The organism is Sporosarcina gallistercoris, from assembly GCF_014836415.1.
Taxonomy (GTDB): domain Bacteria; phylum Bacillota; class Bacilli; order Bacillales_A; family Planococcaceae; genus Sporosarcina; species Sporosarcina gallistercoris.
Map to the genome: position 1 here is coordinate 42,009 of NZ_JACSQY010000004.1, position 6,185 is coordinate 48,193.

4 protein-coding genes are annotated in these 6,185 nt (G+C 47.4%); 1 reads left to right on the forward strand and 3 read right to left on the reverse strand.

Annotated features, from left to right (window positions below):
- Window positions 1-44: 44 nt before the first annotated feature.
- The 3 genes from H9659_RS07165 to H9659_RS07175 all read right to left on the reverse strand — a co-directional run bounded on the left by H9659_RS07165 (window position 45) and on the right by H9659_RS07175 (window position 4,256).
- Window positions 45-2,645, reverse strand: a complete 2,601-nt coding sequence (locus tag H9659_RS07165; protein WP_191689257.1) for a DEAD/DEAH box helicase family protein — start codon at window positions 2,643-2,645, stop codon at window positions 45-47.
- A gap of 134 nt (window positions 2,646-2,779) precedes the next feature.
- Window positions 2,780-3,688, reverse strand: a complete 909-nt coding sequence (locus H9659_RS07170; RefSeq protein WP_191689258.1) for an acetamidase/formamidase family protein — start codon at window positions 3,686-3,688, stop codon at window positions 2,780-2,782.
- Between the two features lie 121 nt (window positions 3,689-3,809).
- The gene (locus tag H9659_RS07175; protein ID WP_191689259.1) at window positions 3,810-4,256 is read right to left on the reverse strand and encodes an OsmC family protein; all 447 of its coding nucleotides are present in this window, start codon (window positions 4,254-4,256) and stop codon (window positions 3,810-3,812) included.
- 140 nt (window positions 4,257-4,396) lie between these two features.
- On the opposite strand from H9659_RS07175, the gene H9659_RS07180 reads away from it, so the two are divergent.
- A complete protein-coding gene (locus tag H9659_RS07180; protein ID WP_191689260.1) occupies window positions 4,397-6,022 on the forward strand; it encodes an ABC1 kinase family protein in 1,626 nt (541 codons plus the stop codon).
- Window positions 6,023-6,185 lie beyond the last annotated feature (163 nt).

Sequence of the window (6,185 nt, forward strand, 5' to 3'; positions counted from 1 at the left end):
CCGTCTTTCACGTCCGGTCGTTCATCAGTTTTTCAAGTGACCGTCTACTTCCATACGCTCAATCGCTCGGATTTGTCTTGGAATATAGCTGACATTGCAGCAAGTCTCGCAACAAGCAATTCTTTTCTCCCCTCAGGGGTTCGTGTATACGTCAGAGTGGCGTGATCCACATGGCGATTCCATTGTTTCAGGAAGTTCTCTGCAACCTCTTTTTTTCGTCCAATCTCCTCAGGAACTGAATGGAAGTCACGTCGTTGAACGAAAAGAAGTTTGGACCTCCTCACTATCAGATATCTCGGATTTTCAATTGGGTCAAGCAGCTCTTGCATCGCCCTTAGGAAAATCGTCTGTTCATGAATCGTCCCCTGATCCAAACTGCAAGACACAGACTCCCCTCCCTCTATCCGGAAACGGTTTTCTGACAGTGGAATGGATAGCAATCCAGCATGAAACAGTGACTCATAGACTGCAGTTGCAGCCTGGATCATACTGCGTTCCAACGATCGATGCCTTACGCCCGCTTTCCCTGCCTTCCATAGGTACGGAGAAGCGATTACGATTCCAACGAGTAACGCGATCAGCAAGCGCTCTTTCGATATATTAAATGGATTGGGACCCATCACTTCTCTTGCAGTTTCAAAAAACACCGCTGCTCCTACAATGACTAACGATTTGACAGTTGCCGCGTAGATAAACGGTTTCGGGATCTTTGAACGTTCCACCGTCAATTCTTCTTTCCTTTCTCCACGTTCAGCAGTTTCCACAGCATGTTGCCATCTTTCCTGTAAGGATGTACGGTTCGCCGCCCTTTGAAGCGTCTTATGATTTTGCAGCTTCACAACATTATCTGAATCCGGGTTCTTCTCCAAATGCAGTCTCTCGATACCTGATCGGATGAGGGGGCGTTCGGCATCCAGCCCGATTAACGAATGGAATCGCCGCTCCAGTGCAATCTGGTCCGGCCCGCCTCCTTCCATTACTGGCTGAACGCACACTAAATGCCAGATGGCAGCCGTTTTTTCAGGATTGCCTGCTTGAGTTCGAATGGCGCGTCCCCTCATTTGATTGCTTAACATATAACTTCCTACTGTCGAAGCGATGATGAGTGAATTGATGGCAGGCGCATCCCAACCTTCTCCGAGTAGCGCTGCGGTACCGATCAGCACTTGAATTTCACCTCTGGAAAACACTTCTGTCATGAGGGAGGTGACGAGTTGCCGGTCCGAATTGACGACTATTTGTAAATACCCATCATCCTGTGCGTGTGGGATGGAAGAAAGCGTGACTCCTCTTGTCATTGCCAGCTCAGAAAGCACCGGCCATGCAGTGGCTGGAATTATGATGAGGGAGCCCGTCAAGACACCTAGTCGCGCAGTTTCTCCAAACTTTCTGCGCAGTCTTTCAAAGATAGGAGCCACCCCTAAACGAACAAGCGGTTTTTCATCGTCCGCGGTTGTGGGAAGATCCTCTTTATGAATGTAATCCGCTAAAATCACTTGCCGCAATGAATGTCCTAAGTGTTCTGTTTCAAATGAGACAATCTCTTCGATGCTTTTTAGTTTAGTTACACTTTTCACGAGGGTTTGCTGGATGGCATGGCTCGAACGGAGCATGACCGTACGGCGTTCAATCGCTCCAATCCTGGATAATTCCAATCGGACCGGCTTTAATATCGGATGGTCGCCGTCGTAATGTGGATCTTTGTAAAGAAGTCCATTGACTAGTTCTTCCAGCCATATGAGGGAAAATTCAGGGATATTCTTTTCGTCTCCACCGATAATCTCCAGTCCCCGCTGCCAATTTTCACTTCCTGCTTTTCTCAAAAACAGCATCATGCTTGTGTAATAGGCAGGACTGCTAAGCAACTCATCCATATTCTCTTCCGGAGTCCGAATCCAGGGGTGACCTTCCAACAGGCCGAGAAATTCCTGATTGGCGAAGAGTTTTTCAGCAAATGCATCCACCGAACGATGGAATTGCGCTATCATTCCTGCTTCTTCCGGCGAAGGGACAGATGCATACACATAGTCCTGGTGTGGACATAAGTCCCCCTCACGAATGAGTTCCGGAACGTAGATCTCTTCATCAATCGGACCGCAAAGCTGTATGTAGTTGTTCCATTCCCGTTGCTCCGCATCATAAGGCGGTGTAGCGGTTAGTGCGACGACGTTCGGTTCGTGCAACCGGTCCCTGAACGTGATTGCACTTTGCCACCAGGACGTACGCAAGTGATGGGCTTCGTCCAAAATGATGGTTTTGAAGTTCACAGCATCGAATGCAGTGAAGAACGTTTCAAGATCTTCCCCTTTTAACACGCTATGTAATGTTTGGTAGGTCGTCACCGTTACTGTAGCCGGGTTACGCAACTCGGTCGAAATCCAATCCGGCTTCACAGGTTCTTGCAGAAACGACTCTACAAACCGTTCAATCCACTGATTGCGGATGGCAAGTGTTGGTGCCACTATGAGTGTGGGCGCATCTAGTCTCAGCATCACTTCAAGTCCGAGAACCGTCTTTCCCGATCCTGGCGGTGCAACTAAATGGAGATGCCTGTTTTTCAAATGCTCGTTCAATTCCGCAAGAACCCGCGCCTGGTAGGAACGCCACGGATGACAAAAGGTTATATTTTTGTCGAATACATTCATGATCATGCCCCCTCAACTCTCCGACTACAGTTTAGTAGCTATACGTGATCTGGTTACCAAAAGTTTCAGCTGGATAGCGTTTAACCAATGAGGAAAACCAGCTCCTATCAATAGAAGCTGGTCCCGTAATCCACTTAACTATTTAATAATGGGGCTCCATACGTTTCCAGTACATAACGTGGAACGAAGAAACGGACCGTTACAAGCGGGTCCACGACTTGACTCACTTGCACTTGCCCAACTGCACTCAACAACATCGTGACCTCCGCCAAACCGAGTTTCGTCCTGGAAGCCAATAAATCCGCAGTTTCTTCGACCGCAATTTTCACTGCTTCGTCCAGCGTGCTCGCTGAAACCAGGAAGGTGAATCCTTTTTCATTTTCAAGTAAAGGATGATGGAGCGGAGTGTTTTTAATGACATCCAATGTAACGACCGCACTGCCTGGAACCTCTATTCCAGAAACGCCAACTTCTCCATCTCCCATTGCTGCATGGAAATCGCCTAACGCAAAAAGTGCACCTTCGGCATAGACAGGGAAGTATAATACCGCTCCTTCCGTGATCAGCTTCGTATCCATATTGCCGCCATGAGAACCTGGCGTTCCACACGAAATCGGCTCGCCTTCAGGTGCGACACCAATGACGCCGATCATCGGATTTAAAGGAATGGACAATCGATCATTGAACTTAGCCATACCGTTTTCAATCGGTATGATCTTCGTTTCAAGTTCTGTCAACCGATGCCCCATCACACCAAGATCAGGTCCAGTGGACATCACCCCTTGGTCACCGATATTCAGCTTTTGGATCGTCACTTTCAGCACATCTCCGGAAGTTGCGCCATTCACGTAAACTGGACCCGTCGCTGGGTTGATAGCATCCCAATCGATACCACTCAGTTTCGTTTCTGCAGACTGGATCTGGTTTTTAAAACAATCATACGTCTCAATTTCAATGGTGGTTCCCGCATCGATTCTCTTTACTGGTGGATGTGTTTTACTGAATGCATAGATGACATCCTGGCACGACAACGTTTCCGTCACTATTCATCATCCTTCCGTTAGGTTTTATCTATTCTAGCAAGACTTATTAAAGATTGCGAATAATACATGAAGCACTCTACTAAAAAACAAGATAGGAACTTCCATATCTTGCCGGTTATACTTATGATCTGGATACTGTCGCTTCAAGTTCCACATCTACGTTTCCTTTGATTGCCTTGGAAATCATACAGTTCCTCTCCGCTTCGACTATCAGTACATTCAATTTTTCAAAGTCAGATGCACTTGCTTCGGTTTTCAATGAAACTGTCGGCTTATGAACAATCTTTTTATATGTGAAGACTCCCCTGGTCACATCGACAAACCCTATGGATTCGAGTGACATGTTCTCCAGAGGCAAATGAGCCCGTTCAATCATCGCTGCCAATGTAATGATATAGCACGTAGCCGCTGCACCCAGCAGCATTTCGTCCGGATTCGTCCCGATGTTGGGACCCTCCATCGCAGAAGGTATCGAAATTTTTGTTTGCAGATTGCCAGCTTCTATATACCCTGCGCTGTTGCGACCACCTGGCCAAACCGCCGTTAAATGGAATTCATGTTCCGCCATATTTACACCTCTTTTTCTACAGTCATACTATGTTGCTCTACCCCATTGTAGCTCTGCATAACCCACTTTGTACGATCAATGCAATATCCTCTGCTTTACTCCACAATCACAGTATACTAGTTAATAAAGGAGGCGTGCGCATGAAGCAACTTGCCTTATATCGAATCGTCAGGATTGTCTGGATGTCTATCGTATTTTTCGTACAAGTGACTTCGTTCCAACGCCGACATCGAGGGCGGTTCACACCCGCCGTCAATGCAAAATGGGAGCAGCTCGTGACGCGCCAGGCACGGATTTACAAAAAAACAGCTTTGGAGTTAGGCGGCCTGATGATTAAGCTCGGACAATTTCTGTCCGCGCGCGCAGATATCATGCCACCCTCCTTCCTGGAAGAATTAGAAGGACTGACCGACCAAGTAACACCTGTTCCAACAGCAGAGGCACTCGCAGTTCTCGATGATGAATGGAAAATCCACCATCAAGAAATTCTTAAAGAGATGAGTGACGTCCCGATTGCTTCTGCTTCAATCGGTGAAGTGTATAAGGCACGTTTGAACGACGGTTCCCAAGTCGCTGTAAAAATCCAACGTCCTAATATAGAACGGATCTTACGTGCAGATTTCAAAGCCATCAAGATTGTCATCTGGCTTGCTAAACGATTCACCAACTTCAGTAAGCAAATCGACTTCGATCTGCTATACATTGAAATGACAGACGTCATCGGCGCAGAGTTGAATTTCCTTCAGGAGATGAAAAACGGTAGAAGTTTCGCAGAGCGTTTCCCTAATATGGAGGGTGTACGGTTTCCTGTCTATTTCGACGAATACACAACCCGACGCGTACTCGTAATGGAATGGATTGAAGGTGTCCGGATCACGGATACTGCGTTTCTAGAGGAACATGGAATTGATCGGAAAGAATTATCGGTACGGCTGTTCCTGTTATTCCTGGAACAAGTGCTAGAAGGCGGTCAGTTCCATGCGGATCCGCATAGCGGGAACTTGATGGTCCAAGAAGACGGAACGCTTGTACTTATCGACTTCGGGATGGTCGTTACGATTTCTCCTGCGGAAGCTGACTCCATGTTCCTGATTGTCGAGGGAATCATATTCAAGCAGTACGATCGGGTATTGGACGGCCTTGAGCAACTTAAATTCTTGTTGCCCGACGCAGACCGCACATTACTGGCAAGCGCAATCGAACGTGTTGTGAAAGCATATGAGTCCGATGATCTGAATGACATGAATGGTTTCGTCGTAGAACGGTTACTCGAAGACTTGATGCAAATCGTTCGCACCCAGCCGGTACAAATGCCTGCCCAATTCGCTTTTTTAGGCCGTGCTGTTTCTGTTTTCGTCGGTGTCCTGCATATTCTCGATCCGAATGTGGATTTACTAGGAATCGGGAAAGAGCGTGTGATGGAATGGGCAAAACACAAGACAGGGATCGGAGGCGGCAATCGTTTTTCCAGCAAAGGCCTGTCAAATGCTGCGCTTTCCGCAATCGGACAAGTGCGAGACATTCCTCCACGGATCTATTCGTTTTTGGATGAACCCAAACGGATGCGCGAGTATACCGAACGCCATGACAAAGAGAGAGACCGTCAGCGCGTCCGTCTGCAAACAAGAAACTTTGCAGGGATTTTCGGCGCTATCTCCCTCGCTGCATTATTTTTCGGGATCTGGGATGAACACACACCAATGATAATCGCTTCAGGTTCAGTAATGATGGGTAGTTTTCTTGTTTTTTGGCGGAAGGGAAAATGAGTTTACCGACAGACCTCACATAGTGAGGTCTGTTTAATTTAACCCCATTTCGGCGAGTTCAATTGGCAATTCGAACGTGGGGTAAGACAAGCGAAGCGCCACCAATCAGTCCCTTCCCTCCCTTGAATTGTGTCCCGTTATCGAGAAATTCCGCTAGGTGTCG